Origin of the sequence: Streptomyces sp. sk2.1 (assembly GCF_008120935.1) — a bacterium.
Classification (GTDB): Bacteria; Actinomycetota; Actinomycetes; order Streptomycetales; family Streptomycetaceae; genus Streptomyces.
This window is the reverse complement of record NZ_RDBO01000020.1, coordinates 620,664-645,293: the sequence shown is the minus strand read 5'-3', so window position 1 is coordinate 645,293 and position 24,630 is coordinate 620,664. Positions and strand designations below refer to the sequence as shown.

At 71.7% G+C, this 24,630-nt stretch carries 20 protein-coding genes and 1 pseudogene; 18 read left to right on the top strand and 3 right to left on the bottom strand.

What is annotated here, in order from left to right; all coding sequences use genetic code 11:
• Together EAO76_RS06375 and EAO76_RS06370 are read left to right on the top strand one after the other, a co-directional pair.
• A pseudogene (locus tag EAO76_RS06375) lies at positions 1-1,258 on the top strand (export associated protein); the annotation flags it as partial.
• 260 nt (positions 1,259-1,518) lie between these two features.
• The gene (locus EAO76_RS06370; RefSeq protein WP_148834187.1) at positions 1,519-2,535 is read left to right on the top strand and encodes a TerC family protein; all 1,017 of its coding nucleotides are present in this window, start codon (positions 1,519-1,521) and stop codon (positions 2,533-2,535) included.
• A gap of 159 nt (positions 2,536-2,694) precedes the next feature.
• Here the strand turns inward: EAO76_RS06370 and EAO76_RS06365 are convergent, their stop codons facing one another.
• Together EAO76_RS06365 and EAO76_RS06360 are read right to left on the bottom strand one after the other, a co-directional pair.
• Positions 2,695-3,351, bottom strand: a complete 657-nt coding sequence (locus tag EAO76_RS06365) for an MBL fold metallo-hydrolase (RefSeq protein WP_148834186.1) — start codon at positions 3,349-3,351, stop codon at positions 2,695-2,697.
• 10 nt (positions 3,352-3,361) lie between these two features.
• Positions 3,362-4,051, bottom strand: coding sequence for a maleylpyruvate isomerase family mycothiol-dependent enzyme (locus EAO76_RS06360; RefSeq protein ID WP_148834184.1), 690 nt, complete (start codon positions 4,049-4,051; stop codon positions 3,362-3,364).
• A 175-nt stretch (positions 4,052-4,226) separates the two neighbouring features.
• Here EAO76_RS06360 and uvrA point away from each other — a divergent pair, with 175 nt between their 5' ends.
• A complete protein-coding gene (uvrA, locus tag EAO76_RS06355) occupies positions 4,227-7,280 on the top strand; it encodes an excinuclease ABC subunit UvrA (protein WP_148834182.1) in 3,054 nt (1,017 codons plus the stop codon).
• A 281-nt stretch (positions 7,281-7,561) separates the two neighbouring features.
• A complete protein-coding gene (locus tag EAO76_RS06350) occupies positions 7,562-7,990 on the top strand; it encodes a Rieske (2Fe-2S) protein (RefSeq protein ID WP_148834180.1) in 429 nt (142 codons plus the stop codon).
• 522 nt (positions 7,991-8,512) lie between these two features.
• Here EAO76_RS06350 and EAO76_RS06345 read toward each other — a convergent pair.
• On the bottom strand, positions 8,513-9,439 hold the full coding sequence (locus EAO76_RS06345) for a hypothetical protein (protein WP_148834177.1): 927 nt from the start codon (positions 9,437-9,439) through the stop codon (positions 8,513-8,515).
• 236 nt (positions 9,440-9,675) lie between these two features.
• On the opposite strand from EAO76_RS06345, the gene EAO76_RS06340 reads away from it, so the two are divergent.
• From EAO76_RS06340 to EAO76_RS06275, 14 genes are all read left to right on the top strand, one after another.
• On the top strand, positions 9,676-10,338 hold the full coding sequence (locus EAO76_RS06340; protein ID WP_148834176.1) for a papain-like cysteine protease family protein: 663 nt from the start codon (positions 9,676-9,678) through the stop codon (positions 10,336-10,338).
• Positions 10,339-10,342: 4 nt separating this feature from the next.
• A complete protein-coding gene (locus tag EAO76_RS06335; RefSeq protein WP_148834174.1) occupies positions 10,343-11,263 on the top strand; it encodes a hypothetical protein in 921 nt (306 codons plus the stop codon).
• A 115-nt stretch (positions 11,264-11,378) separates the two neighbouring features.
• On the top strand, positions 11,379-13,526 hold the full coding sequence (gene uvrC / locus EAO76_RS06330; protein ID WP_148834172.1) for an excinuclease ABC subunit UvrC: 2,148 nt from the start codon (positions 11,379-11,381) through the stop codon (positions 13,524-13,526).
• Positions 13,523-14,512, top strand: a complete 990-nt coding sequence (gene rapZ / locus EAO76_RS06325; protein WP_148834170.1) for an RNase adapter RapZ — start codon at positions 13,523-13,525, stop codon at positions 14,510-14,512. Before uvrC ends, rapZ begins: the two co-directional genes overlap by 4 nt.
• Complete coding sequence (gene yvcK, locus EAO76_RS06320; RefSeq protein WP_148834168.1) at positions 14,509-15,543, top strand: uridine diphosphate-N-acetylglucosamine-binding protein YvcK; 1,035 nt, start codon at positions 14,509-14,511, stop codon at positions 15,541-15,543. The genes rapZ and yvcK overlap by 4 nt, the downstream gene beginning before the upstream one ends.
• The gene (gene whiA, locus EAO76_RS06315; RefSeq protein WP_148834166.1) at positions 15,534-16,523 is read left to right on the top strand and encodes a DNA-binding protein WhiA; all 990 of its coding nucleotides are present in this window, start codon (positions 15,534-15,536) and stop codon (positions 16,521-16,523) included. Before yvcK ends, whiA begins: the two co-directional genes overlap by 10 nt.
• Positions 16,524-16,792: 269 nt before the next feature.
• Positions 16,793-17,803, top strand: a complete 1,011-nt coding sequence (gene gap, locus EAO76_RS06310) for a type I glyceraldehyde-3-phosphate dehydrogenase (RefSeq protein ID WP_148834164.1) — start codon at positions 16,793-16,795, stop codon at positions 17,801-17,803.
• 108 nt (positions 17,804-17,911) lie between these two features.
• On the top strand, positions 17,912-19,123 hold the full coding sequence (locus tag EAO76_RS06305) for a phosphoglycerate kinase (protein WP_148834162.1): 1,212 nt from the start codon (positions 17,912-17,914) through the stop codon (positions 19,121-19,123).
• A gap of 6 nt (positions 19,124-19,129) precedes the next feature.
• Complete coding sequence (tpiA, locus tag EAO76_RS06300; protein WP_148834160.1) at positions 19,130-19,906, top strand: triose-phosphate isomerase; 777 nt, start codon at positions 19,130-19,132, stop codon at positions 19,904-19,906.
• A gap of 114 nt (positions 19,907-20,020) precedes the next feature.
• Positions 20,021-20,257, top strand: coding sequence for a preprotein translocase subunit SecG (secG, locus tag EAO76_RS06295; protein ID WP_148834158.1), 237 nt, complete (start codon positions 20,021-20,023; stop codon positions 20,255-20,257).
• Between the two features lie 155 nt (positions 20,258-20,412).
• A complete protein-coding gene (locus EAO76_RS06290; protein ID WP_356934760.1) occupies positions 20,413-20,700 on the top strand; it encodes an RNA polymerase-binding protein RbpA in 288 nt (95 codons plus the stop codon).
• A gap of 154 nt (positions 20,701-20,854) precedes the next feature.
• Positions 20,855-22,507: a glucose-6-phosphate isomerase gene (gene pgi / locus EAO76_RS06285; RefSeq protein ID WP_148834155.1), complete on the top strand. Its 1,653-nt coding sequence runs from the start codon at positions 20,855-20,857 to the stop codon at positions 22,505-22,507.
• A gap of 4 nt (positions 22,508-22,511) precedes the next feature.
• Complete coding sequence (locus EAO76_RS06280) at positions 22,512-23,021, top strand: PH domain-containing protein (protein ID WP_148834153.1); 510 nt, start codon at positions 22,512-22,514, stop codon at positions 23,019-23,021.
• A complete protein-coding gene (locus EAO76_RS06275; RefSeq protein WP_148834151.1) occupies positions 23,018-24,601 on the top strand; it encodes a PH domain-containing protein in 1,584 nt (527 codons plus the stop codon). The genes EAO76_RS06280 and EAO76_RS06275 overlap by 4 nt, the downstream gene beginning before the upstream one ends.
• Positions 24,602-24,630: the final 29 nt, after the last annotated feature.

Below are 24,630 nucleotides of genomic sequence, written 5' to 3'. Positions count from 1 at the left end.
CGTCCATGGACCAGCCGGTCGCGTCCCCGGCGACGGGCCGGCCCGCCCAGCCCGTCGCCGGGGACGCGACCGGCTGGTCCCGTCCATGGACCAGCCGGTCGCGTCCCCGGCGACGGGCCGGCCCGCCCAGCCCGTCGCCGGGGACGCGACCGGCTGGTCCATGGACGAGCGCCTCTACAACCAGATCTGGGGCATGTTCGAGGACCTGGCCCGCACCACCGCCGCGTACCGCAGCGCCGTGGAGTTCGCCGAGTCCCGCATGGAACAGGAGCTCGACCGGACCCTGTCCGACCCGCGCAGCCGCATCGGGGGCACGGGCGACCGGGCCCGCGAGGAGGCCCGCGCCAAGCGCGACGAGCTGACCGGCCGCGCCCGCGAGACCCTCGACCGCGACCTCACCCAGCTCGCCGCCGAGTCCGACGTCGTGGAGCCCGCGCTCCCCGCCGCGTTCGCACGCTGGGACAACCCCGTCTGGCACGCCTACCGCGTCCCGATGGAGATCCCCATGGCGCTGCGCATCGGCGACCTCCACCTCCCCGAGAAGCCCGACCTGCGCATCCCGCTGCTGGTCCGGCTGCCCCTGGAGCGGGGGATCTGGATCGACAGCGGCCGCACGGCTTCCGACGCCGCGGCCCTGATGGACACCACTCAGCTGCGCACCCTGGCCATGGAGAGCGCGGTCGCCCACGCGGCACGCCTGCTGGCCGTCTACCCGGCCGACGAGTTCTCCGTCCACGTCATCGACGCCGCGGGCTCCGGGGCCGGGGCGCTCGCCCCGCTGGTCCACTCCGGGGCGCTCGCCGGGCCGCCCGCCACCGGGGCCCAGGGGGTCGCGTCGGTCCTCGCCCATCTCACCCGGCGCGTCGACCTGGTGCAGATGGCGATCCGGGCGGGCGCCGCCGACTCGCTGCCGCCGGACCTCGACACGGGCGAGCAGCTGCTGATCGTCAACGACTTCCCGCACGGCTTCGACGACCGCGCCGTCACCCAGCTGCGCTACCTCGCCGACGAGGGCCCCTCGGTCGGTGTCCACCTCCTGATGGTCGCGGACCGGGAGGACGCCGCCGGGTACGGGCCGGTGCTCGACCCGCTGTGGCGCTCGCTGCTCCGGCTCACCCCGGTCCCCGACGACCACCTCGCCGACCCCTGGGTGGGGCACGCCTGGACGTACGAGCCGCCGGTGATGCCGCCCGGAAGCCGGGTCCTGGAGCAGGTGCTCGCCGCGGTGGCCGCCGCCCGCCGCCCCCGGCGGTACTGATCCACGGATCGCCCCGACCTCTCCCGTACCGCCCTGACCAGCGCTTTTGAAGGAGCTTTACCTTTCTCTTTACCTTTCCTTGGGATTTCCTGTACCGTTCTTTGGGCGGAGGGGAGTACTCCCGTACGCGGCGTTCCCGTCAGTACGGACCGTGACCGGTCCCGGGGCGTCGGCCCATGGCGCAGCCCGCGCCCCGGGTGGAAGAGACCTCCGGCAGCGACGACGCTGATCAGTAGCCGTAGCGAACTGCCGGAGGCGCAGTGGACGTTTCATGGACCCTCTGGGCGCTGACCATTCTTGGTCTGTCAGCCCTCATCGCCGTCGACTTCTTCATCGGGCGCAAGCCCCATGACGTGACGACCAAGGAAGCCGGGATCTGGACGATCATCTGGATCGCGCTGGCCGTCCTCTTCGGGTTCGGCCTGCTGGCCTTCGGCGAGAGCCAGGCATCGGGCGAATTCTTCGCCGGCTTCATCACCGAGAAGTCGCTCAGCGTCGACAACCTCTTCGTCTTCGTCCTGATCATGGCGAAGTTCTCGGTGCCCTCGCACCTCCAGCAGCGGGTGCTGCTCGTCGGGGTGCTGATCGCGCTGGTGCTGCGGGCCGTCTTCATCGCCGCCGGTGCCGCCGTGATCGCCAACTTCTCGTGGGTCTTCTACATCTTCGGCGCGTTCCTGATCTACACCGCCTGGAAGCTCATCCAGGAGGCGCGGGCCGGTGAGGAAGAGGAGGAGTTCGAGGAGAACCGTCTCCTCAAGACGATCGAGCGCCGCTTCGGCGTCGCCGACCGCTACCACGGCACCAAGCTCTTCATCCGGAACAACGGCAAGCGCGTCCTGACCCCGCTGATGGTCGTCATGCTCGCCATCGGCACCACCGACGTGCTGTTCGCCCTGGACTCCATTCCCGCGATCTTCGGTCTGACCCAGGACCCGTACATCGTCTTCACCGCCAACGCCTTCGCCCTGATGGGGCTGCGGCAGCTGTACTTCCTGATCGGCGGGCTGCTGAAGAAGCTGGTCCACCTCAGCTACGGCCTCTCGGTCATCCTCGGCTTCATCGGCGTGAAGCTGGTGCTGCACGCGCTGCACGAGTCCGGGGTGAACGTCCCCGAGATCTCCATCCCGGTGTCGCTCGGCGTCATCTGCGGCGTGCTGGTGATCACCACGATCACCAGCCTCGTCGCCGGCCGGAAGCAGGAACGGGCCGAGGCCGCCGCGCGGACGGACGAGATCACGGACAAGGCCGTGGACAAGGAGGCCGACGTCGACGCCTGAGTCCGCGGGCCGGCCCGGCATTCGCCCGGCCGGCCCGACGGGACACGGCACCGGCCGGGGCGCGCAACACTTCGTTGCCCGCCCCGGCCGGTGTTCTTCGGTCGGAGGGTGTCCCCGGTGCGGGGAGCGGCGGTCCGCCGGTGGCGACCGCGGCCCGGATCACCAGCCGCGGGCGCGCCACTGCGGCAGCTGCGGACGCTCGTCGCCGAGCGTGGTGTCGTGCCCGTGCCCCGGGTAGACCCAGGTCTCGTCTGGCAGCCGGCCGAAGAGCTTGGTCTCCACGTCGTGGAGCAGGCTCGCGAAGGCCTCGGGATCCTTGTGGGTGTTGCCGACCCCGCCCGGGAAGAGGCAGTCCCCGGTGAACAGGTGCGGGGCGCCGTGCGGGTCGTCGTAGACCAGTGCGATGGAGCCCGGGGTGTGGCCGACGAGGTGGCGGGCGGTCAGGGCGACCCGGCCCACCCGGATCGTGTCGCCGTCGTCGACCAGGACGTCGGTCGGGACCGGGATGCCCTCGGCGTCGTACCGTCCGGCGTGGGTCCGTGCCCCGGTGGCCGCGACGACCTCGCCGAGCGCCTGCCAGTGGTCGCCGTGCCGGTGGGTGGTGACGACGGACGCGATGCCGTCGTCACCGATCAGCCGCAGCAGTGTCCCGGCCTCGGCGGCCGCGTCGATCAGCAGCTGCTCGCCGGTGGCCCGGCAGCGCAGCAGATACGCGTTGTTGTTCATCGCGCCGACGGCGACCTTGGAGATCATCAGATCCGTCAGCTCGTGCACATCGGCGGGCCCGCCGACCCTGACCGCTCCGCTGTACGTCATGCGACTCAGCCTATAGCGGGGGGAGCGCGGGGAGGGGGCCTCCCTCGACGGTCAGCGCCGACCCGTCGCGACGCCCGCAGAGCCAGCCGAGCAGCTCGGGAGCGGTGCCGCGGACGGTGACGGGGGAGCCCGCCGCGCCGCCGCCGGTCGTCCGGGTCCGGCCCGTCCCGTCGACCACGCCCGTGGCCACGACGTCGGGGTGCCCGTCGAACCGCTCGACGAGGAAGTCGATCTCCTTGGAGACGAACTCCTCCGGCAGGTCCTCCAGCTCGTAGCCGATGCCCAGGTCGACGTGGTGCAGCTCGACCTCGACGCGGCGCCGGAAGGGGACCCGGGAGGCCGAGTCCGTCACGCCGTTGCGCAGCGTGACCGTGCGGGACCAGTCGGCCGGGGCCGAGGCGGCCTCCGCGAAGCGGGCCGCGCTCCCGGCCAGGTCGGCCAGCTGTTCGGCCTGCGGCCGGGGCGCGTCGCGCTCGATGTCGCGGTCGCGGGTTTCGCTGTCTGCGTACATGGGCCGGGCCTGGAGAACGTTCACGAGCGCGTCGGCGTTACGGGAGAGGTGCGCGAGGACGTGTCCCCGGCTCCAGCCCGGCAGCCGGGACGGCAGGGCGAGCGCGGCGTCGTCCAGTTTTCCGGCGGCGTCGAGCAGCCGATCGGTGGCCTCGCGAAGGGCTTCCAGGTCGTGCACATGATCGTTCATGGGGCCGAGCCTAGCCCCGCCACTCGTTCGGGTGAAGGAGGCTGCGGGCGTCCGTAAATCGAATGCGCGTGCTATACGCTCGGAGTCGAAAGCTTCGTACAACGCTGTGGCGCCCCCCATACCCTGGGACGGGGGCTCAGTTCCCCCATTTCTCTCCAGAAAGGTGCGGACCGGCGTGGCCGACCGTCTCATCGTCCGTGGCGCTCGCGAGCACAACCTCAAGAACGTCTCGCTCGACCTCCCCCGCGACTCCCTCATCGTCTTCACCGGGCTCTCCGGGTCGGGCAAGTCGTCCCTCGCGTTCGACACGATCTTCGCCGAGGGCCAGCGGCGCTACGTGGAGTCCCTCTCCTCGTACGCCCGCCAGTTCCTCGGCCAGATGGACAAGCCGGACGTCGACTTCATCGAGGGGCTCTCGCCCGCCGTCTCCATCGACCAGAAGTCGACCTCGCGCAACCCGCGCTCGACGGTCGGCACCATCACCGAGGTCTACGACTACCTCCGCCTGCTCTTCGCCCGGATCGGCAAGCCGCACTGCCCCGAGTGCTCCAGGCCCATCTCGCGCCAGTCCCCGCAGGCCATCGTCGACAAGGTGCTCGCCCTTCCCGAGGGCAGCCGCTTCCAGGTGCTCTCACCGCTGGTGCGCGAGCGCAAGGGCGAGTTCGTCGACCTCTTCTCGGACCTGCAGACCAAGGGCTACAGCCGGGCCCGGGTCGACGGCGCGACCATCCAGCTCTCCGAGCCGCCCAAGCTGAAGAAGCAGGAGAAGCACACCATCGAGGTGGTCGTCGACCGGCTCACGGTGAAGGACAGTGCCAAGCGCCGGCTGACCGACTCGGTCGAGACCGCGCTCGGGCTCTCCGGCGGCATGGTCGTGCTCGACTTCGTCGACCTCCCCGAGGACGACCCCGAGCGCGAGCGGATGTACTCCGAGCACCTCTACTGCCCGTACGACGACCTCTCCTTCGAGGAGCTGGAGCCGCGCTCCTTCTCGTTCAACTCGCCCTTCGGCGCCTGCCCCGACTGCACGGGCATCGGCACGCGGATGGAGGTCGACCCGGAGCTGATCGTCCCCGACGAGGAGAAGTCGCTCGACGAGGGCGCGATCCACCCCTGGTCGCACGGTCACACCAAGGAGTACTTCGGCCGGCAGATCAACGCGCTCGCCGAGGCCCTCGGATTCCGTACCGACATTCCCTGGGCCGGGCTGCCGCAGCGCGCCAGGAAGGCCCTGCTCTTCGGCCACAAGATCCAGACCGAGGTCCGCTACCGCAACCGCTACGGGCGGGAGCGCGCGTACACCACCCCCTCGTTCGAAGGGGCGGTGCAGTTCGTCAAGCGGCGGCATTCCGAGGCCGAGAGCGACTCCAGCCGGGAGCGCTTCGAGGGCTACATGCGCGAGGTGCCCTGCCCGACCTGCGAGGGCACCAGGCTCAAGCCGATCGTGCTCGCGGTGACGGTGATGGAGAAGTCCATCGCCGAGGTCTCCGCGATGTCGATCAGCGAGTGCGCCGAATTCCTCGGCCGCCTGAAGCTGAACGCCCGCGACAAGAAGATCGCCGAACGGGTCCTGAAGGAGGTCAACGAGCGACTGAAGTTCCTGGTCGACGTCGGCCTCGACTACCTCTCGCTCAACCGCGCCGCGGGCACCCTGTCCGGCGGCGAGGCCCAGCGCATCCGGCTCGCCACCCAGATCGGCTCCGGCCTGGTCGGCGTGCTGTACGTACTGGACGAGCCGTCCATCGGCCTGCACCAGCGGGACAACCACCGGCTGATCGAGACCCTGGTCCGGCTCCGCGACATGGGCAACACGCTCATCGTCGTCGAGCACGACGAGGACACCATCAAGGTCGCCGACTGGGTCGTCGACATCGGCCCCGGCGCCGGTGAGCACGGCGGCAAGGTGGTCCACTCCGGATCGCTCAAGGAACTGCTCGGCAACGACGAGTCGATCACCGGCCAGTACCTGAACGGCAAGAGGTCGATCCCGACCCCCGAGATCCGCCGCCCGGTGGACCCGGAGCGCACGCTCACGGTGCACGGCGCCCGGGAGAACAACCTCCAGGACATCGACGTCTCCTTCCCGCTCGGCGTGCTCACCGCCGTCACCGGCGTCTCGGGTTCCGGGAAGTCGACGCTGGTCAACGACATCCTCTACACCCACCTGGCCCGGGAGCTGAACGGCGCCAAGTCGGTCCCCGGCCGTCACACCCGGGTCGACGGGGACGACCTGGTCGACAAGGTGGTGCACGTCGACCAGTCGCCCATCGGCCGCACGCCCCGGTCCAACCCGGCCACGTACACCGGTGTCTTCGACCACGTCCGCAAGCTGTTCGCGGAGACGATGGAGGCGAAGGTGCGCGGCTACCTGCCGGGCCGCTTCTCCTTCAACGTCAAGGGCGGCCGCTGCGAGAACTGCTCCGGCGACGGCACGATCAAGATCGAGATGAACTTCCTGCCGGACGTCTACGTCCCGTGCGAGGTCTGCCACGGGGCGCGCTACAACCGGGAGACCCTGGAGGTCCACTACAAGGGCAAGTCCATCGCCGAGGTGCTGGACATGCCGATCGAGGAGGGCCTGGAGTTCTTCGAGGCCGTCCCGACGATCGCCCGCCACCTCCGCACGCTCAACGAGGTCGGTCTCGGGTACGTGCGGCTCGGCCAGTCCGCGCCGACGCTCTCCGGCGGCGAGGCGCAGCGGGTGAAGCTCGCCAGCGAGCTGCAGAAGCGCTCCACCGGCCGCACGGTCTACGTTCTGGACGAGCCGACCACGGGGCTGCACTTCGAGGACATCAGCAAGCTCATCAAGGTGCTCTCCGGACTGGTCGACAAGGGCAACTCGGTGATCGTCATCGAGCACAACCTCGATGTGATCAAGACTGCGGACTGGGTCGTCGACATGGGCCCCGAAGGGGGCAGCGGCGGCGGTCTGGTCGTCGCCGAGGGCACCCCGGAGCAGGTCGCTGCGGCTCCCGCCAGCCACACCGGGAAGTTCCTCCAGGACATCCTGGACCCGGACCGGGTGAGCGAGGCCGCGGTGCCCGCCGCCCGCAAGCCGGTGCGGAAGGCGGCCGCGAAGAAGACGGTCGCCGCGAAGTCGGCCCCGGCCAGACGGACGGCCACGGCCCGGACGGGCGCGGGCAAGGCCGCCGGGTCCGCCGCGGCGGCGAAGAAGCCGGCCGCGAAGAAGCCCGCGGCGAAGCGGACGACCCGCGCCCGCGAGGCCTGAGCCGGAAGCACGCGGCGCACGGGCGGGACGTCGAGGACGACCCGCCCGTGCGCCGCGTGCTTCCGGCTCAGGCCTCGCGGGCGCGGGGGTGACGACGAGCCGCTGCTCGCGGTAGAGCTTGGAGCCGCCGACCGGGACCTCTTCCGGCGCACCGAGCGTCACGGGGGCGGCAGGGGGCGCCGGTATCGTCGGTTCCGTCACCGATGGCGCTGATGCCCAGGTACTCCCGGTGCCTCAGCCGTCCCCGGTGTCCCTCCGTTCCTCCGACCAGTGGAGACCGCATGTCCGGCCAGCCCGCCGCCCGCCGTACCGTGCTGAAGGGCGCCGCTCTCGCCGGCGCCGCCGGGCTGGGAGTGGCCGCCTGCTCGACCGAATCGAAGCTCGGCCACGCCGAGACGCCGACGCCGACCGCCCCCGTGACGCTCGGTGCGCCGGAAGAGGTCCCGGTCGGCGGCTCCAAGCTCTACCGCGAGCAGCGGCTCGTCGTCACCTGCCCGGCCAAGGGCCAGTACAAGGCGTTCAGCGCCCAGTGCACCCACGGCGGCTGCCTGCTGGACAAGGTCGAGGACAACGTGGGCAACTGCCCCTGCCACGGCAGCCACTTCGACACCACGACCGGCAAGGCGACGCGCGGCCCGGCCACCGCGCCGCTGCCCGCGGTCCCGGTCCGGATCGAGGGCGGAAAGCTGATCGCGGGCCCCGAGGCCTGACCCGACCGGCACACGCGCCCCGTACCGGCCGGAGGCCGGACACCGACCCCGCGCCGGGCCGGCCAGCACTCGCGTCGCGTCCGCGCCGCCCCCGTCGGCCCACGCTGGGCCGGGTGTCCTGCCGTGCCGGASYCCCGTCCGCGCCGTGCCGCGCTTGCCGCGTCGGGTCCGCATTRGCGTCGTGTCCGCGCCGCCCCCGTCGGCCCGCGCCGGGCCGGATGCCCCCGCCGTGCCGGASYCCCGTCCGCGCCGTGCCGGACATCCGTCCCCACCGGGCCGGAGACCCGTCCCCACCGGGCCGGACGCCGACCCAGCGCCAGGCCGCGTCGTGCCGGACGCCCGTTCCCGTCGGGTCCCGCCGGATCAGGCATCGGCCTCCGCCGGATCAGGCACCGGTTTCCGCCGGGCCGGGCACTCGCCCTGCCGGGCCTGGCACCGACCTTTGCCGTGCTGGACACCCGCCCCCACCGGGTCGGACACCGGCCCCCGCCGGTTCGGGCACCCGCCCTCGCCGGGCCGGGGTCACTCCCAGTCCCAGTCGATGCCGACCAGGCCGGGCCGTACCCCCTGTTCCACCAGGTGGACGGTCCGGTGCCTGCCGGTGAGCGTGAGGTCCGTACGGGCGCCGCGCGGCGCCCCCGCCGAGACCTGGGCGAAGCGCCGGCACCGTACCGGCAGCGCCGCCTCGTCGAACCCCACCTGCAGCACGTACTGCCCGCCGCCGAAGCTGAAACCGCGCACGTACTCGCCGCAGGGGCCTCCCGTGCCGTCGTCGAAGCCGTAGCCGAAGAGATACGTGTCGCCCGACCTCAGCCGGGTGTCGAAGAGCAGCTCGGCGACGAGGACTCCCGTCCCGCCGTCCCAGCGGACCCGCCCCGTCCGGCAGTTCTCCCGGGCCGCCACCGTCACCCGGGCCGGATCGCAGCCCGGGTCGCCCCGGTAGACGGCGAGGTAGCGGTCGATGTCGTCCCGGTGCGCCCGCACCACGTGCTGCGACTCGCGCTGCCACAGTTCCCGGCCGGGGCCGATCCGCACCCGCTCGTGGTGCCCCACCGTGTGCAGCCCGCCGTCCATCGGCGACCCCAGCTCCGCCAGCAGCCGCTCCACCGCACCGGACGACTCCAGCAGCGAACGGTACGACCGCGCGGCCGGGCGGTCGCCCTCCGGACGGCCGCTCCCGGTGTCCAGCAGCCGGAGCAGCGAGTTCCCCGGCAGCTCCAGCACCTCCTCCAGCGCCTTCACGGCCCGCAGGGACTCGGCGCGCTGCGGGCGCCTGGCCCCCTGCTGCCAGTAACTCAGGCTGGTCACCCCGACCTTGACCCCGCGGTGCGCGAGATGGTGCTGCACCCGCTGGAGCGGCAGCCCGCGCACCGAGAGCGCGGTCCGCAGCGCCAGATGGAACGGGCCGGTGTGCAGCACCTGCGACAGTTCGGCCTCGGTGTGCCGCATGGGTCCTCCAGGTGACCGGGTGAACGTTCACGACGCGGCGTGGGAGGACCGCGTCGGCGGGGGTGGTTCCGCAGGTGGCCGGGGGAGGGCCGTTCACGTGTCCGCCACGCCGTTCACACCGCGATGTTCCCCCGCATTGAAGCGTGTTGACCCGGTCCCGACAACGGTTGATGCTCCTCGGGCAGCGTCCGGACGCGCTCCCGCGAACACCCATCCCCCGCATCGGGAGGAACGTCATGCGCAACCGAAGAATCCGACCGGGCCGGCTCCCCGCCGCGGCCGTCCTGGCCGCCGTGCTCCTCGCACTGCCGACGGCGACCGCCTCGGCGGCCCGGCTCCCCGCGACGACCGCCCCCGCCCCGCAGGCCGCCGTCGCCGCGGCACCGGCGGACACGGCCGCCCCCGTGAACGGCGTCGCCGCGACCCGGCGCCTGGACATCACCATGCAGGCCCAGCAGAAGAGCAACTGGTGCTGGGCGGCGTCCGGCAACACCATCGCCACCTGGTTCGGCCGGAACTACTCGCAGAACCAGTTCTGCAACGCCGCCTTCGGCCGTGCTCAGGGCTACGAGTGCCCCAACTCGCAGGCCACGCTCGGCAACGTCCAGGACGGGCTGTACTGGGCCGGGGTCAACCCCGGTTCGTACGTCACCGGCTGGCTGCGCTATCCCACCGTCCAGGCCGAGATCGCCGCGGGACGCCCCGTGGAGACCCGCATCCAGTGGTCGTCGGGCGGCGGTCACATGCACGTCCTGTACGGGTACGACGACTCGGGCAGCTGGGTCTACTGGGGCGACCCCTGGCCCTCCAGCAACCGCTACAACTGGGCCTCGCACGCCTGGTACGTCAACAACGCCGAGTTCTCCTGGACCCACTCGCTCTACCGGATCGGGGCGTGACGAGATGAGCCGTACGACCGCCCGCACCACCGCTCGCACGACCACCCGCACCGCCCGGTCCACGGCTGCCGCCCTGGCCGCCGTCGGCGTCCTGACCGGCGCCGCCCTGCTCACCGTCGCAGCTCCCGGGGCGAGCGCCGCCCCCGGCCCCGCCACCGGACCCGCGGTCGGCCCGGCCGCGCTGAGCGCCGCCCGGCACGCGGCGGCCGGCGCCGGGACGCTGGACACCCTGTCCCGGTTCTTCGCCCGCGAGGGCGCCGTCACGAGGTCCGCGGCGGCCCCGCGCCTCGTCGGCGAGACCGTGCCCGTGTACACCCTCGCCCCGGACTTCGTCGCCGGGAAGCCGGGCGCGCCCGTGGCCGGACTGGACTACCTCGCCACCACGGCCGTCTCCTCGGACGGACAGAAGGCGTCCCTGTGGACCCTTCCGAAGGAGGGGAAGGGAGGGAAGGACAGCGGCTGGCAGGTGGTGAACATAGCCACCGGCGACGACGAGGCGCGGTACGCCGCAGCGGGCGCCCGCAAGCTCCCCGGCGGGACGGTCTTCCGCGAACCGCAGACGGACGCCTGGTTCGTGCAGAAGGGGACCAGGGTGCTCCCGCTGGACCGGGACGCGGTCCGCGCGGTCGGCGCCCGCGGCACCACGCTGGCCGCCTACCGTGCCCGGGTACGGAAGGCGTACGGCGACAAGCTCCCCGGCTCCGGGTACGCGCGAGCCGGGAAGGCGGGCGGCTACGCGCCGTCCGCACCCGCCACCGGATCCGCGCCCGCCGGCGGGGAGTCCCGGGTCGTCACCGCGAGCACGGTGCCCGGCCCGGCCCTGACCGCCACCTCGGCCGCCGCCGGGGCCGGTGCCCTCGCCGTGCTGGCCCTCGGCGGCGCCGCGGCCCTGCGCGACCGGCGCCGCCGCGGGGCGCCCCGCTGACCGGCGACACCTCCTGACCCGTGCTCCGGGGCGCGCTCCCACCGCCCGCGCCCCGGAGCACGGCACCGCTCCGGGACCGGCCGTGCTGTCACTGCCCGCAAGTAGGGTGGGGCACATGGCAGACCCCTCCAGCTACCGCCCCAAGCCGGGACAGATCCCCGACTCCCCGGGGGTCTACAAGTTCCGGGACGAGCACCGCCGGGTGATCTACGTCGGCAAGGCCAAGAACCTGCGCCAGCGCCTGGCCAACTACTTCCAGGACCTGGCCGCGCTCCATCCGCGTACGCGCACGATGGTCACCACCGCCGCCTCGGTGGAATGGACGGTCGTGTCCACGGAGGTTGAGGCCCTCCAGCTGGAGTACTCCTGGATCAAGGAGTTCGACCCTCGGTTCAACGTCAAGTACCGCGACGACAAGAGCTATCCGTACCTCGCGGTCACGCTCGACGAGGAGTTCCCGCGCGTACAGGTCATGCGCGGGGCCAAGAAGAAGGGCGTGCGCTACTTCGGCCCGTACGGACACGCCTGGGCGATCCGCGAGACGGTCGACCTGATGCTCCGGGTCTTCCCGGTGCGCACCTGCTCCGCCGGGGTCTTCAAGAACGCCGCCAGAACCGGCCGCCCCTGCCTCCTCGGCTACATCGGCAAGTGCTCGGCCCCCTGCGTCGGCCGCGTCACCGCCGAGGAGCACCGCGAACTGGCGGACGGCTTCTGCGACTTCATGGCCGGCCGCACCGGTACGTACATCCGCCGCCTGGAGAAGGACATGATGGCGGCGGCCGAGGAGATGGAGTACGAACGGGCGGCCCGGCTCCGCGACGACGTGGAGGCCCTCAAACGGGCCATGGAGAAGAGCGCCGTCGTCCTCGCCGACGCCACCGACGCCGACCTGATCGCGGTCGCCGAGGACGAGCTCGAAGCGGCGGTCCAGATCTTCCACGTGCGCGGCGGCCGGGTGCGCGGCCAGCGCGGCTGGGTCACCGACAAGGTGGAGAACGTCGACACCGCGGGCCTGGTCGAGCACGCCCTGCAGCAGCTGTACGGCGAGGAGGCGGGGGACTCCGTCCCCAAGGAGGTCCTCGTCCCGGCCCTGCCCGAGGACCCGGACGCGGTCTCCCAATGGCTCGCCGGACGGCGCGGCTCCCAGGTCAGCCTGCGCATCCCGCAGCGCGGCGACAAGAAGGACCTGATGGCGACGGTCCAGCGCAACGCCCAGCAGGCCCTCGCCCTGCACAAGACCAAGCGCGCCTCCGACCTCACGACCCGCTCCCGCGCCCTGGAGGAGATCGCCGAGGCGCTCGGCCTCGACTCGGCCCCGCTGCGCGTCGAGTGCTTCGACATCTCGCACCTCCAGGGCGACGACGTGGTCGCCTCCATGGTCGTCTTCGAGGACGGGCTCTCCCGCAAGAGCGAGTACCGCCGCTTCCAGATCAAGGGCTTCGAGGGCCAGGACGACGTCCGGTCGATGCACGAGGTGATCGGCCGCCGGTTCAAGCGGTACCTCCAGGAGAAGGAGCGGACGGGGGAGTGGGAGGAGACCCCCGAGGCCCCCGAGACCCCTGAGGCCCCCGAGGTCTCTGAGGTRTCAGGGACCCCCGGGACCCTCGGGACCCCCGGGATTCCTGAGACCTCCGGGACCTCCGCGATCCCCGGAACCCCCGAGACCTCCGGAATCCCCGAGGTTTCGGGGATTTCCGGGCCCCCCGCCCCGGACGGCGAGGCCCGCGAGGACGACGGCCGTCCCAAGCGGTTCGCCTACCCGCCGCAGCTCGTCGTGGTCGACGGCGGGCAGCCGCAGGTCGCGGCGGCCAAGCGGGCCCTCGACGAGCTGGGGATCGACGACGTCGCCGTCTGCGGCCTCGCCAAGCGCCTCGAAGAGGTCTGGCTGCCCGATGACGACGACCCCGTCGTCCTGCCCCGCTCCAGCGAGGGGCTCTACCTCCTCCAGCGCGTCCGCGACGAGGCCCACCGCTTCGCGATCACGTACCAGCGCGCCAAACGGGCCAAACGCATCCGCTCCAGCCCCCTGGACGCCGTCCCCGGCCTCGGCGAAACCCGGAAACAGTCGTTGATCAAGCATTTCGGCTCCGTGAAGAAGCTGAAGCAGGCGACAATCGACGAGATCTGCGAGGTTCCGGGGATAGGCCGCAGAACGGCGGAATCGGTGGCTGTCGCCCTCGCATCGGCCGCCCCGGCCACGCCTGCCGTGAACACGGCGACAGGAGAGATCATTGAAGAGGACGACGGGGGCAGCACGACATGACCGAGCGTGAGAACGAGCACGAAGCCGGCACCGGGAACGAAACCGGGACCGGCGGCACCGACCGAGCAGACGGAGCAGGACACGTGAGTACGGGCACCACCATCGAGACCGGCGACGGGAGCGCGGCCATTCCCGAGCTGGTGATCATCTCGGGGATGTCGGGCGCCGGGCGCAGCACCGCGGCCAAGTGTCTGGAGGACCTCGGCTGGTTCGTCGTCGACAACCTGCCGCCCGCCCTGATCCCCACCATGGTCGAGCTCGGCGCCCGCTCGCAGGGCAACGTGGCGCGGATCGCCGTCGTCGTCGACGTACGGGGCCGCCGCTTCTTCGACAACCTCCGCGAGTCCCTCGCCGACCTGGAGGCCAAGCACGTCACCCGGCGCATCGTCTTCCTGGAGTCCTCCGACGACGCCCTGGTCCGCCGCTTCGAGTCGGTCCGCCGCCCGCACCCGCTCCAGGGCGACGGCCGGATCGTCGACGGCATCGCCGCCGAGCGCGACCTGCTGCGCGAGCTGCGCGGCGACGCCGACCTGGTGATCGACACCTCCAGCCTCAACGTGCACGAACTGCGCGCCAAGATGGACGCCCAGTTCGCCGGCGAGGAGGAGCCGGAGCTGCGCGCCACGGTCATGTCGTTCGGCTTCAAGTACGGCCTGCCGGTCGACGCCGACCTGGTGGTCGACTGCCGCTTCCTGCCCAACCCGCACTGGGTCCCCGAGCTGCGCCCGTTCACCGGGCTCAACGAGGAGGTCTCCGCCTACGTCTTCGACCAGCCCGGCGCCAAGGAGTTCCTCAACCAGTACACCGAGCTGCTCCAGCTCATCGCCGCCGGATACCGCCGCGAGGGCAAGCGCTACGTGACGATCGCCGTCGGCTGCACGGGCGGCAAGCACCGCTCGGTCGCCATGTCCGAGAAGCTCGCCGCCCGGCTCGCGACCGAAGGCATCGAGACCGTCCTCGTGCACCGGGACATGGGGCGCGAGTGACCAGCCGCAACCTGCGCCTGCGGCGGCTGCGCAGAGCCACTCCCGCGCTGTCCGGCCGCAAGCGCGGCGCCCAGCCCAAGGTCGTCGCCCTCGGCGGCGGCATGGGGCTGTCCGCGTCGCTCGCCTCGCTCCGCCGGATCACCGGCGACCTCACCGCCGTGGTCACCGTCGCCGACGACGGCGGCTCCAGCGGACGGCTCCGCGAGGAGCTCGGCGTCCTGCCCCCCGGCGACCTGCGCAAGGCGCTCGCCGCCCTGTGCGGGGACGACGACTGGGGCCAGACCTGGGCCAGGGTGATCCAGCACCGCTTCCAGTCCAAGGGCGACCTGCACGAGCACGCGGTCGGCAACCTGCTGATCGTCGCCCTCTGGGAGCAGCTCGGCGACCACGTCCAGGCCCTGGACCTGGTCGGCAAACTGCTCGGCGCGCACGGCCGGGTGCTGCCCATGTCCGCCGTGCCGCTGGAGCTCCAGGCGCTGGTCCGGGGGCACGACCCGGACCGCCCGGGCGACGTGGACACGGTGCGCGGCCAGGCCACCGTGGCGCTCACCCCCGGCGAGGTGCAGTCCGTCCACCTCGTCCCGCACGACCCGCCGGCCGTCCCCGAGGCGGTCGCCGCGGTGCTGGACGCCGACTGGGTGGTGCTCGGACCGGGATCCTGGTTCTCCTCCGTGATCCCGCACCTGCTCGTCCCCGAACTGCTCGACGCGCTCGTCGAGACCAAGGCCCGCAAGGTCCTCTCGCTCAACCTCGCACCGCAACCCGGTGAAACTGATGGCTTCTCCCCGCAGCGTCATTTGGAGGTTTTGGGACGACACGCCCCTAAACTCGCCCTGGACGTGGTGTTGGCCGACGAAGCCGCCGTGCCCGATCGCGAGTCCCTCGCCGACGCCGCCAAGCGGTTCGGTGCCGCGGTCGAGCTGGCGCCGGTGGCCTCACCCGACGGCGTTCCGATCCATGATCCGGAGCTGTTGGCCGCCGCGTACGACCGTATTTTTCGGATGCATGGAAGGATCGGCCCATGGCGATGACGCCGGCGGTGAAGGACGAAATCTCCCGGCTTCCCGTGACCCGGACCTGCTGCAGAAAAGCAGAGGTCTCGGCGATTCTTCGGTTCGCGGGCGGACTGCACCTGGTGAGCGGCCGGATCGTGATCGAGGCGGAGCTGGACACCGCGATGGCGGCGCGCCGGCTGAAGCGGGACATCCTCGAGATCTTCGGGCACAGCTCCGAGCTGATCGTGATGGCGCCCGGCGGTCTGCGGCGCGGTTCCCGCTACGTCGTACGGGTGGTGGCGGGCGGCGACCAGCTGGCCCGGCAGACCGGCCTGGTGGACGGCCGCGGCCGGCCCATCCGCGGACTGCCCCCGCAGGTGGTCTCGGGGGCCACCTGCGACGCCGAGGCCGCCTGGCGCGGGGCCTTCCTGGCCCACGGCTCGCTCACCGAGCCCGGCAGGTCCTCCTCCCTGGAGGTGACCTGCCCCGGCCCGGAGGCGGCGCTCGCCCTGGTCGGTGCCGCCCGCCGGCTCTCCATCGCGGCCAAGGCGCGCGAGGTGCGCGGGGTGGACCGGGTCGTCGTCCGCGACGGCGACGCGATCGGCGCCCTGCTCACCCGGCTCGGCGCCCACGAGTCGGTGCTGGCCTGGGAGGAGCGGCGGATGCGCCGCGAGGTCCGCGCCACCGCCAACCGGCTGGCCAACTTCGACGACGCCAACCTGCGCCGCTCGGCGCGCGCCGCGGTCGCCGCGGGCGCCCGGGTGGGACGCGCCCTGGAGATCCTGGGCGAGGAGGTGCCCGAGCACCTCGCGGCGGCCGGCCGGCTGCGCATGGAGCACAAGCAGGCGTCCCTGGAGGAGCTGGGCGCGCTCGCCGACCCGCCGCTGACCAAGGACGCGGTCGCGGGCCGCATCCGCCGCCTGCTCGCCATGGCCGACAAGCGGGCCCAGGACCTGGGCATCCCGGGCACGGAATCCACCCTCGGCGAGGAGCTCGCCGACGGCCTGGTGGGCTGACCCCGAACCCGGCGAAACCGGTCGTCACCGGAACGTGCGGCACCCTTCGGGGTGTTGACGCTCCGTAATCACGTCGCCCTGCGGACCACCGTCCGGAGACCCGTACTCCTACCAGGGAATACGGGTCTTCGTGCTTCTTTCCGTGGTTCGTACGGCCCTGCTCGATGTCACTCCGTAGCCCTCGGAGGGGTAGGGTCGGAGGCGGTCGGGGACATCTCATACAACTCGCCGGGGTGAGAATCCCGCGTATTCAACGAGGAGATCGGTTCGTGACGATCCGCGTAGGCATCAACGGCTTTGGCCGCATCGGGCGTAACTACTTCCGCGCGCTGCTGGAGCAGGGTGCGGACATCGAGATCGTGGCTGTCAACGACCTGGGCGACACTGCGACCACGGCCCACCTGCTGAAGTACGACACCATCCTCGGTCGTCTGAAGGCGGAGGTCAGCCACACCGACGACACCATCACCGTCGATGGCCACGTCATCAAGGTGCTCTCCGAGCGCAACCCCGCCGACATCCCCTGGGGCGACCTGGGCGTCGACATCGTCATCGAGTCGACCGGCATCTTCACCAAGAAGGCCGACGCCGAGAAGCACATCGCGGGCGGCGCCAAGAAGGTCCTGATCTCGGCCCCCGCCAAGGGCGAGGACATCACCATCGTCATGGGCGTCAACCAGGACAAGTACGACGCGGCCGGCCACCACGTCATCTCCAACGCGTCCTGCACGACCAACTGCGTCGCCCCGATGGCCAAGGTCCTGGACGAGAACTTCGGCATCGTCAAGGGCCTCATGACGACGGTTCACGCCTACACCAACGACCAGCGCATCCTGGACTTCCCGCACTCGGACCTGCGCCGCGCCCGCGCCGCCGCCGCGAACATCATCCCGACGACCACCGGTGCGGCCAAGGCCACGGCCCTGGTCCTCCCGCAGCTGAAGGGCAAGCTGGACGGCATCGCCATGCGCGTCCCGGTCCCGACCGGCTCGGCCACCGACCTGGTCGTCGAGCTCCAGCGCGAGGTCACCAAGGACGAGGTCAACGCCGCGTTCAAGAAGGCGTCCGAGGACGGCGACCTCAAGGGCTTCCTGTCCTACACCGAGGACGCGATCGTGTCCTCGGACATCGTCGGCGACCCGGCTTCCTGCACCTTCGACTCCTCGCTGACCATGGTCCAGGAGGGCGGGTCGGTGAAGATCCTCGGCTGGTACGACAATGAGTGGGGCTACTCCAACCGCCTCGTCGACCTGACCGTCTTCGTCGGCAGCCAGCTCTGACCGTCGAACCGGCAGGAACTTCGATGTGAGTACGGGGCTCGAACAGCGCAACGCCGCGCCGTTCGGGCCCCGTCGCATGCTCTCCCGCCTTCCAAGGAGTCCAGCAAGATGAAGACGATCGACCAACTTCTCGCCGAAGGGGTCACCGGAAAGCGCGTATTCGTCCGCGCCGACCTCAACGTGCCGCTCAGCGGCACCACCATCACCGACGACGGCCGCATCCGGGCCGTCCAACCGACCGTGGAGAAGCTCGCCGCGGCCGGCGCGCGGGTCGTCGTCGCCTCGCACCTGGGCCGCCCCAAGGGTGCCCCGGATCCCGCCTTCTCCCTGGCGCCCGCCGCCGCCCGCCTCGGCGAGCTGATCGGTGCCGACGTGGCCTTCGCGACCGACACGGTCGGCGAGTCCGCGCACGCCACGGTCGCCGCGCTCACCGACGGCGAGGTCGCCGTCCTGGAGAACCTCCGCTTCAACCCCGGCGAGACCTCGAAGGACGACGCCGAGCGCGGCACGTTCGCCGACCGGCTCGCCGAGCTCGCCGACCTGTACGTGGGCGACGGCTTCGGGGCCGTGCACCGCAAGCACGCCTCGGTCTTCGACCTCCCGGCCCGGCTGCCGCACGCCGCGGGCGACCTGATCGCCACCGAGGTCGGCGTCCTGAAGAAGCTCACCGAGGACGTCGAGCGCCCCTACGCCGTCGTGCTCGGCGGCTCCAAGGTCTCCGACAAGCTCGGTGTCATCGACCACCTGCTGGAGCGCGCCGACCGCATCCTCATCGGCGGCGGCATGGCGTACACCTTCCTCAAGGCCCAGGGCCACGAGGTCGGCAGCTCGCTCCTCCAGGAGGACCAGATCCCGGCAGTGCTGGAGTACCTCCGGCGCGCCGAGGAGAAGGGCGTGGAGTTCGTGCTCCCCGTCGACGTCGTGGTCTCCGAGCAGTTCCCGGACCTCAGGGCCAAGGCGCCGACCGAGCACCGCACCGTGCCCGCGGACGCCATGCCGGCCGGTTTCATCGGCCTGGACAACGGCCCCGAGACCAACAAGCTGTACGCCTCGAAGCTCGCCGACGCCGCCACCGTCTTCTGGAACGGCCCCATGGGAGTCTTCGAGCACCCCGACTACGCCGAGGGCACCCGGGCCGTCGCCCAGGCCCTCGTCGACGCCCCGGGCTTCACGGTCGTCGGCGGTGGCGACTCCGCCGCCGCCGTCCGCACCCTGGGCTTCGACGAGAACGCATTCGGACACATCTCGACCGGTGGCGGTGCCAGCCTCGAATACCTCGAGGGCAAGACGCTCCCCGGCCTCGCCGCACTGGAGGACTGACCTTTCATGACCACCCGTACCCCGCTGATGGCGGGCAACTGGAAGATGAACCTCAACCACCTGGAGGCCATCGCCCACACCCAGAAGCTCGCCTTCGCCCTCACCGACAAGGACTACGACGTCGTCGAGGTGGCCGTCCTGCCGCCCTTCACCGACCTGCGTTCCGTCCAGACCCTCGTCGAGGGCGACAAGCTGAAGATCAAGTACGGCGCCCAGGACATCTCGGCGCACGACTCCGGCGCGTACACCGGCGAGGTCTCCGGCCCGATGCTCGCCAAGCTCCGGTGCACCTACGTGGCCGTCGGCCACAGCGAGCGCCGGCAGTACCACGGCGAGACCGACGAGGTCTGCAACGCCAAGGTGAAGGCCGCCTACCGGCACGGACTGACGCCGATCCTCTGCGTCGGCGAGGGCCTGGACGTCCGCAAGGCCGGTGACCAGGTCTCCCACACCCTCGCGCAGCTCGACGGCGCCCTGAAGGACGTCCCGGCCGAGCAGGCCGAGTCCATCGTGATCGCCTACGAGCCGGTCTGGGCCATCGGCACCGGCGAGGTCGCCACCCCGGAGGACGCCCAGGAGGTCTGCGGAGCGATCCGCGGCCGGCTGGCCGAGCTGTACTCGCAGGAGCTGGCCGACGCGGTCCGCATCCAGTACGGCGGCTCGGTGAAGGCCGGAAACGTCGCCGCGATCATGGCGCAGCCCGACGTGGACGGCGCGCTGGTCGGCGGTGCCGCACTGGACGCCGACGAGTTCGTCAGGATCGTGCGCTTCCGCGACCAGTGAGTATGCGGTAGCGCGGATCCGTCGTACCCTTGCGGGGGCCGAGGAGGATACAGCCTCCCGGCCCCCGTTGTTCGCACATGCAGTCCAGAGGATTCCGGAAAGTAGGGACCAGCCGTGGTTTTGGCGTTCGAGATCGCCCTGATCGTCTTCAGCCTGCTGCTGATGCTGCTGGTGCTGATGCACAAGGGGAAGGGTGGCGGCCTCTCCGACATGTTCGGCGGCGGCATGCAGTCGTCCGTCGGCGGTTCCTCGGTCGCCGAGCGGAACCTCGACCGGATCACCGTGGTCGTCGGCCTGGGCTGGTTCGCGTGCATCGTCGTGCTCGGTCTGCTGATCAAGCTGGACAGCTGACCCGCGTACGCGATTCCCGGTGAGGGTGTAACTCCTTTCACTGGACGCGCGTTGGGCCTTACGTAGACTGGGGCATCTTCGAGCACCATCACGCAGGGAGTTACGCCGTGGCAAGTGGCAACGCGATCCGGGGGAGCCGGGTCGGAGCGGGGCCGATGGGGGAGGCCGAGCGGGGCGAGTCCGCGCCACGCCTCCGCATCTCCTTCTGGTGCTCGAACGGGCACGAGACGCAGCCGAGCTTCGCCAGTGACGCGCAGGTACCGGAGACCTGGGACTGTCCGCGCTGCGGCTTCCCGGCCGGCCAGGACCAGGACAGTCCGCCGGACCCGCCGCGCACCGAGCCGTACAAGACGCACCTCGCGTACGTGCGCGAGCGGCGCAGCGACGCGGACGGCGAGGCCATCCTCGCCGAGGCCCTGGCGAAACTCCGGGGCGAGATCTAGCGGTTCACCGGCCGGGCACCCACAGGGTGCCCGGCCGGACTGTTTCATCCCTCGTGCCGCGGCTTCGCCGTGCCTCGTACACCGGTCCGATCAATTAGGTTGGAAGGGCAGCGGGGCAACTGCAGGCACGAGAAGAATTGGGCTGATATCCCGGATGAACACACCAAGCCGAACCAGGCTCAACCAGACGCCCGAGTGGACCGCTCTGGGCAAGCACCGCGAGCAGTTCGGGACGACCCATCTGCGGCAGCTCTTCGCGGACGACCCGCGGCGCGGCACCGGATACACCCTCAGGGTCGGCGACCTGTACATCGACTACTCCAAGCACCTGGTCACCGACGAGACGCTCCGGCTGCTGCGCGAGCTCGCCGCCGCCACCGACGTGGCCGGTCTGCGGGACGCCATGTTCCGCGGCGAGAAGATCAACACGACCGAGGACCGCGCCGTCCTGCACACCGCGCTGCGCGCCCCGCGCGACGCGGTGATCGAGGTCGACGGCGAGAACGTGGTGCCCGGCGTGCACGCCGTGCTCGACCGGATGGCGGCCTTCTCCGACCGCGTCAGGTCGGGGGAGTGGACCGGCCACACCGGCAAGCGCATCAGGAACGTCGTCAACATCGGCATCGGCGGCTCCGACCTCGGCCCCGCCATGGCGTACGAGGTGCTGCGCTCCTTCACGGACCGCTCGCTCACGGTCCGCTTCGTGTCCAACGTCGACGGCGCCGACCTCCACGAGGCCGTGCGCGACCTCGACCCGGCCGAGACGCTCTTCGTCATCGCGTCGAAGACCTTCACCACGATCGAGACCATCACCAACGCCACCTCCGCCCGCGACTGGCTGCTGACCGGTCTGAGGGCCGGTCAGGAAGCGGTCGCCAAGCACTTCGTGGCCCTGTCCACGAACGCCGGCAAGGTCGCGGACTTCGGCATCGACACGGCCAACATGTTCGAGTTCTGGGACTGGGTCGGCGGCCGCTACTCCTACGACTCGGCCATCGGCCTCTCGCTGATGATCGCCATCGGCCCCGACCGGTTCCGCGAGATGCTCGACGGCTTCCACCTGGTCGACGAACACTTCCGCACCGCCCCCGCCGAGGACAACGCCCCGCTGCTGATGGGGCTGTTGGGCATCTGGTACGGCGCCTTCTTCGACGCCCAGTCGCACGCCGTGCTGCCGTACAGCCACTACCTGTCCAGGTTCACCGCGTACCTGCAGCAGCTGGACATGGAGTCCAACGGCAAGTCCGTGGACCGGGACGGCAATCCGGTGGACTGGCAGACCGGCCCGGTCGTCTGGGGCACCCCGGGCACCAACGGCCAGCACGCCTACTACCAGCTGATCCACCAGGGCACCAAGGTCATCCCGGCCGACTTCATCGGCTTCGCCGAGCCGGTCGCCGACCTGCTGCCCGGCCTGGTCGCCCAGCACGACCTGCTGATGGCCAACTTCTTCGCCCAGACCCAGGCCCTGGCCTTCGGCAAGACGCCGGACGAGGTCCGCGCCGAGGGCGTTCCCGAGGAGCTGGTGGCGCACAAGACGTTCCACGGCAACCACCCCACGACGACGATCCTGGCCGACCGGCTGACCCCGTCCGTCCTCGGTCAGCTCATCGCGCTGTACGAGCACAAGGTCTTCGTCCAGGGAGCCGTCTGGAACATCGACTCCTTCGACCAGTGGGGCGTCGAGCTGGGCAAGGTCCTCGCCAAGCGGATCGAGCCGGTGCTGACCGGCGGCGGGGGCGGCGAGCAGCTGGACAGCTCGACCGCCGCGCTCGCCGAGGCGTACCGCACCCGCAGGGGGCGCTGAACCCATGACCAGGGGGGAGGGGACGGGGACGGTACGGCTGAGGCCGCCGAACAACACGCTGGACGCGAGAGCCGTCGGATGGTGGCGGACCCAGTGGCTGCTGCTGACCGCGGCACCCGTGGTGGTCCTGGTCGTCCTGGGCGTGCTCATCGAGCCCGCCCGGTTCTGGCTGCTGCTGCCCGCCGCGGTGCTGGCGGTCCTCGGCACCGGCTGCGCGCTTCTCCTCCCCGCCTGGTGGTACCGCACCCACCGCTGGGAGGTCACGGACGAGGCGGTGTACGTCAGGACCGGGGTCTTCCGGCAGGAGTGGCGGATCGCGCCGATGTCCCGGATCCAGACCGTGGACACCGTGCGCGGCCCGCTGGAGCAGCTCTACCGGCTCGCCACGGTCACCGTGACCACGGCATCGGCCAAGGGCGAGGTGCGGATCGAGGGCCTGGACCACGAGGCGGCGGCCGAACTGGCCGAACGGCTGACCCGGATCACCCAGGCCACGCCCGGGGACGCCACATGAGCGCCGGGGCGGCCGTCCCCCCGGCCGCGGCGGACGACGACCACCGCGCCGACGGCCCCGACGGCCCCGGCACGGCCACCGTCGTCGACTGGCGGCGGCTGGACCGGCGCACGGTCCTCGTCAACGCGCTCGTCGTGGCCGGGGTGGCGGCCGGCGCGGCCGTGCCCACCACGCTCGGCCTGTCCGGCCGGTTCGGGTTCGCGACGGCGATCGCCTGGGTCCTGGCCGGCTCCGTCCTGCTGATCGGCTGCGCCGCGGTCGGCGACTACGTCCGGTGGCGCCGCACCCGCTACCGCATCGGCACCGAACGGGTCGAACTCCACACCGGGCTGTTCCTGGTCAAGAAGCGCTCCCTGGCCCGCGAACGGATCCGGACCGTCGACCTCACCGCCCATCCGCTGCAACGGGTCCTGGGCCTGGTCACCGTCCGCATCGGCACCGGGGAGCACTCCGGCGGCGACTCCACCCTGGAGCTCGACCCGGTGTCCGGGGCGGAGGGCGAACGGCTCCGCCGCGAACTGCTGGCCCGGGCGGTCACCGACGCCCCCGGCACCCACCGCCAGGGCGAACTCGTCGCCCTCGACCCGCGCTGGATCCGCTACGCCCCGGTGTCGTTCGTCGCCCCGGCGCTCGGCGTCGCGGCGGCCGGAGCGGTGATGCAGGTCAGCGACTGGTTCGGGGCACAGGGCCGGGTGATCGCCTGGGTCGGCGACCGCTTCCGGGACACCTCGCTGCTCACCATGATCGTGATCCTCGCCGTCGGCGCGGTGGTCGTCGGCGCCGTCGGCGCGCTCGGCCTGTGGATCGAGATGTGGTGGGGCTACCGGCTGGAACGCGAACCGGGCGGCACCCTGCGCGTCCGGCGGGGACTGCTGACCTCCCGGTCGATATCCATCGAGGAGCGGCGGCTGCGCGGCGTGGACCTCGTCGAGCCGCTCGGCGTCCGGATGTGCGGCGCGGCCAGGGTCGACGCGATCACCACCGGACTGGCCAAGGACGACGAGGAGCAGCACGGCGACCACAACACCCTGCTGCCCCCGGCGCCCCGGTCCCTCGCCGACACGGTGGCCGCCGAGGTGCTGCGCGAGGCCACGTCCCCGACCGGCGCCCCGCTCGTCCGCCATCCCGCGGCGGCCCGCGGCCGCCGACTGCGCCGGGCGCTGTGGGCGGTGCTCGTCCCGGTGGCCGTCCTGGCCCTGCTGGGCGCGCTGCTGACCCCCGTGCTGCTCTGGATCGCGCTCGCCTGCGCGGCCCTCGGACTGCCCGTCGGGCTGTTCCTGGCCCACGACGCGTACCGCGGCCTCGGACACGCCGTCAGCGGCGACTACCTGGTGGTCAGGTCCGGTACGGTGCGGCGCTCGACCGCCGCGCTGGAACGGGCCGGGGTCATCGGCTGGACGATCCGGCAGACGTACTTCCAGCGGCGGGCCGGGGTGCTGAGCGTCACCGCGACGACGGCCGCCGGCTCGGGCGCGTACACGGCGCACGACGTGGACCGGAGCGAGGGCCTCGACTTCGCCGCCGGGGCCGTCCCGGGCCTGCTGGAGCCCTTCCTGGAACGCACCCCGCCCACCGGCTGACCCCGCGCGACACGCCCGTACGGCCGAGG